Below are 3899 nucleotides of genomic sequence, written 5' to 3'. Positions count from 1 at the left end.
CTGTACGAGTGCCCACACAGATGATTGCTTTATATTGTTAAAGAACGTTGCGGTTAAAGTTAAACTTTATCTCGCTAGGGCTGCGCATATTACGCTTTCCTATTTTTTTGTCAACACTTAATTTTAAACTTTCTTAAAAATCTAAACTTAAGTTTTACTCGACTGACTGATTAACTCTTGCCTCGCTAAGCGTTGCTGTCTGCCGTCTCAGTGGGGTCGCATTATAGGGCGCGGCGAATTTTACGCAAGCGTTTTTTAAAGAAAACTTGAAATAAAGTGCTGTTCGGTTATGATTCATACCAAACACCACAAAATCTATACTTAATTTACGTTTTAATAACTCAATCACGCGACATAACATAAAAAAGCCCAGTGAAATTCACCGGGCTTTTTTTGCTAAATTCAATAAACAATTTAGGTTAAGCAATACCGTATTGCTCTCGGTAGGCTTTTACAGATGCTAGGTGCTCATTCATAGTACCTTTGCTTTCAAGATAACTAATAAGATCGGCCAGTTTTACTATCGAAACAACTTTAGTAGCAAAGTCACGTTCTACTTCTTGAATTGCAGAAAGCTCAGCTTTACCTTTTTCTTGACGATCAAGAGCTATTAGTACGCCACTTAAGTCCGCGCCGTTTTGTGCAATGATTTCCATAGACTCACGAATTGCTGTGCCAGCAGTGATCACGTCATCTACTAACATGATTTTGCCTTTTAGCTCAGAGCCGACTAATGTGCCGCCTTCACCGTGTGCTTTCTTCTCTTTACGGTTAAAGCAATAAGGCACATCTTTATTGTGATGATCTGCAAGTGCTACTGCGGTAGTTGTTGCAATTGGAATACCTTTATAAGCAGGACCGAATAAAACATCATATTCAATGCCTGCATCTTCAAGGGCGGCAGCATAAAAACGACCAAGACGTGCAAGGTCACGACCTGTATTAAACAACCCCGCATTAAAGAAGTAAGGGCTAGTACGGCCAGACTTTAAAGTAAACTCACCAAACTTTAACACCTGTTTTTCTAAGGCGAATTCAATAAACTCTATTTGATAATCTTTCATTACTATAAACCTATTACTTATTAAGCTAATGCTTGCTTCTGAACGTCAATGATTTCGCGGATTGAATGCTTCGCAAGAGTGAGTAATTCATCAAGCTCATCAAACGAGAAAGGTTCGCCCTCGGCTGTACCCTGCACTTCAATAATTTTACCTGTTTCGGTCAGAATTACGTTCATATCTGTTTCAGCGTCAGAATCTTCTAAATATTCTAAATCGCTAATAGCTTGGCCTTTATAAATACCTACCGAAATAGCTGCAATCATAAATTTAAGAGGATTTGAATTGATCATACCCTTGCTACGCATATGTGTTAACGCATCGACTAGAGCAACACAAGCACCACTGATTGATGCAGTACGAGTTCCGCCATCAGCTTGAATAACATCACAATCAATAGTAATGGTATTTTCGCCTAACGCTTTTAAATCAACTGCGGCACGAAGTGCGCGTGCAATTAAACGTTGAATTTCCATAGTACGACCGCTTTGCTTGCCACGCGCCGCTTCACGGCCATTTCGGGTATGGGTAGAGCGCGGTAACATACCGTACTCAGCTGTGATCCAGCCTTTACCTTGGCCTTTCATAAAACGCGGTACACCTGATTCAACAGTGGCTGTACAAAGTACTTTTGTGTTACCAAACTCAACCAACACAGAGCCTTCAGCATGCAAAGTGTAATTACGTGTAAATGTAACCGGTCTAATTTGGTTAGGTGTTCTTTCGCTTGGACGCATTCACGATCCCCTTAATTCAGAATTTCCCACATTATATGTATATATAGCTGTAGATGCCATGCTGATTTAAACAAAAGCAAATTGTAAAATTCGCAGCAACAAAAATTTCCGCTAGAGCTTAACCAGTGTTACGGTATAATCACTTTTAATATTGTTTAATAAAACTAGGAAACCATCCATGATCCACAGTATGACTGCTTACGCGCGTCGCGAAATAAAAGGCGATTGGGGCACTGGCACGTGGGAAGTTCGTTCAGTTAACCAACGCTACCTTGAAACCTTTATTCGCGCACCTGAGCAATTTCGTGGCATGGAGCCGGTGATCCGTGAGCGCCTACGTAAACATTTACAACGCGGCAAGGTTGAAGTGTTCTTAAAGTTTGTGGCAAACCCAGCCCATGTTGGTGAGCTTTCAATTAATGAGGCGTTGGCTGCACAACTGATCAATAGCGCCAAATGGGTGCAACAACAAAGTAATGGCGATATTAATCCTGTCGACATCTTACGTTGGCCTGGTGTTATGGAAGCTGAAGAACTAGATATGGATAGCGTTAACACCGCACTCATTGCTGGTTTTGATCAAGTGATTGAAGATTTTAAATCTGCACGTGGTGATGAAGGCGCTAATCTTGAAGAGATGATAGCCACTCGCCTTGATGCTATTTTAGAGCAAGTAGCGATTGTTGAAACTCACATGCCAGAAATTGCCAAATGGCAGCGTGAAAAATTAGCACAAAAATTAGAAGATTTAACTGCAAATATTGACGAAGCTCGCCTTGAGCAAGAGCTCATCTACCTTGCACAAAAACAAGACGTAGCTGAAGAACTAGACCGTTTAAAATCTCATGTCAAAGAAACTAAAAAAATCCTTAAAAAAGGTGGCGCTTGTGGTCGTCGTTTAGATTTTATGATGCAAGAGTTTAACCGCGAAGCCAACACCCTCGCCTCTAAATCAATCAATAGCGACATCACCAATGCTGCGGTTGAGCTTAAAGTATTGATAGAGCAAATGCGTGAGCAGATCCAGAATATAGAATAAATACAAAACTAGGTGTAACTAGATAAATTTAACGTTTTAAAACAAGTAATAAGAGTATGTTTTTATTTTGGTTTGCTCTTGTTTTATCTAGTTAAATAAAAATATAAGTATGACAGGTTATTTGACAGATATTTTTCAAGGATATAGGGTTACAATAATCTGTCATACTTTTGGTCACCCACTTTGAGTTCATCAAATAAGCATTTCGAAATAGTAAGTAAAATCAAATCAGGCATGACTAATGATGCAACTATAAAAGCATTATTAAATACTGGTGTTGAGAGCTTCACCCGAATAGAAAGAAATTTGTACTTTAGAATCAGCGCACAAGGAACTGGCTTCTGGGTTTATCAATACAAGATTCACAATAAGCCTAAGCGCATGACACTGGGTACATACGGTAAGAGACCAGATAAATTACCGCTTTCGGATGCTAGAGATGAGTTAGCAAAAGCGAGAGCTCTTGTTAATCAGGGAACGGATCCTTTAGCAGAGAAAAAACGAACGAAGCAAAGTAAGTATAATACTGTTGATGATCTGGCTTTAGATTGGTTAGATGATGTAACTAGTAGATTAGAACATCCAAATATACCCGTGCGAATATATCAACAGGAGATAAAGCCCAAATTAGGTGGTATTTCTCTAAGTGATGTCACAGGTCTAGATATTAGAAGTGTTTTAAAGTTTGTGAAAGAACGTAAGAAAACCATCAGACCAACAATAGTAAATGATACGCTCACGTATCTTAAGCAACTTTTTGATCATGGCGTTACACTCGGGTTAATTCATCATAATCCTGCAATGGCATTTAAAACTAAGCATGCAGGAGGTAGTGAAAAATCTAGAGACCGTGCACTTTCCTTGGATGAATTGAAAGTTGTTTTTCAAGTTATGAGGGAGCATCATGCACACTTTATTCGTGAGAATTATTTAGCTGTTGCATATTCTCACCAGCTTTGATCACCCAATGGCATTAACTTTGATCGCTTATTCTCATTAAGCTTTGATCACGAAAATTACGCGATAATGATCACTTTTGTGTTCTTAATGATTTTGCCGATC

4 protein-coding genes are annotated in these 3899 nt (G+C 39.2%); 2 read left to right on the top strand and 2 right to left on the bottom strand.

Features of this window, described 5'->3' with window-relative positions; genetic code table 11:
- Positions 1-419: 419 nt before the first annotated feature.
- A complete protein-coding gene (gene pyrE, locus H5201_RS22140; RefSeq protein WP_182718103.1) occupies positions 420-1064 on the bottom strand; it encodes an orotate phosphoribosyltransferase in 645 nt (214 codons plus the stop codon).
- A gap of 20 nt (positions 1065-1084) precedes the next feature.
- Positions 1085-1798 (bottom strand): ribonuclease PH, encoded by a 714-nt coding sequence (gene rph, locus H5201_RS22135; RefSeq protein WP_145237114.1) that lies wholly within the window; start codon positions 1796-1798, stop codon positions 1085-1087.
- 178 nt (positions 1799-1976) lie between these two features.
- Here rph and H5201_RS22130 point away from each other — a divergent pair, with 178 nt between their 5' ends.
- Positions 1977-2837, top strand: coding sequence for a YicC/YloC family endoribonuclease (locus tag H5201_RS22130; RefSeq protein WP_145237110.1), 861 nt, complete (start codon positions 1977-1979; stop codon positions 2835-2837).
- 183 nt (positions 2838-3020) lie between these two features.
- On the top strand, positions 3021-3797 hold the full coding sequence (locus H5201_RS22125; RefSeq protein WP_182785414.1) for an integrase arm-type DNA-binding domain-containing protein: 777 nt from the start codon (positions 3021-3023) through the stop codon (positions 3795-3797).
- Positions 3798-3899 lie beyond the last annotated feature (102 nt).

The sequence above is a fragment of the Pseudoalteromonas sp. SG43-6 genome, from assembly GCF_014164365.1.
Taxonomy (GTDB): domain Bacteria; phylum Pseudomonadota; class Gammaproteobacteria; order Enterobacterales; family Alteromonadaceae; genus Pseudoalteromonas; species Pseudoalteromonas rhizosphaerae.
The sequence above is the reverse complement of the archived record's forward strand: the minus strand, read 5'-3'. Positions and strand labels throughout refer to the sequence as shown.